We start from the raw sequence: 391 nt of genomic DNA, 5'->3' as shown, positions 1-391 counted from the left end.
CAACCGCCGCGTCATGGTGCTCTGGAAGCCCCCGGCGCGCTGATCGACCTGACCAACCTCACCGACCTCACTGACCGCCCGGTCACCAGCCGCGGGCGCGCCACTCGTCGAGGTGCGGCCGCTCGACCCCGAGGGTCGTGTCGTTCCCGTGTCCCGGGTAGACCCAGGTGTCGTCGTCGTAGACGTCGAACACCCGTTCGGTGACGTCGCGGAAGAGCGACTCGAAGCTCTGGCCCGAGTTCTTCGTGTTGCCGACCCCACCGGGAAAGGGCGAAGGACGGTAAAGTGCAACACATGCCAACGACCTCCCGAACAACCCGCGTAGTCCTCTACGCCCGGATCTCCGAAGACACGACCCGCGAAGAGCTGGGCGTCCTCCGCCAGCTTGAAG

Annotated in this window: 1 pseudogene; it reads right to left on the bottom strand. The window is 66.5% G+C overall.

Features of this window, described 5'->3' with window-relative positions:
* Nucleotides 1–82: 82 nt before the first annotated feature.
* A pseudogene (locus tag M3677_RS17725) lies at nucleotides 83–268 on the bottom strand (MBL fold metallo-hydrolase); the annotation flags it as partial.
* Between the last annotated feature and the right edge of the window lie 123 nt (nucleotides 269–391).

This window comes from Curtobacterium sp. P97 (genome assembly GCF_023712445.1).
GTDB lineage: Bacteria > Actinomycetota > Actinomycetes > Actinomycetales > Microbacteriaceae > Curtobacterium.
Note: the sequence above shows the minus strand (reverse complement) of the source record. Positions and strands in the feature narration are given on the sequence as shown.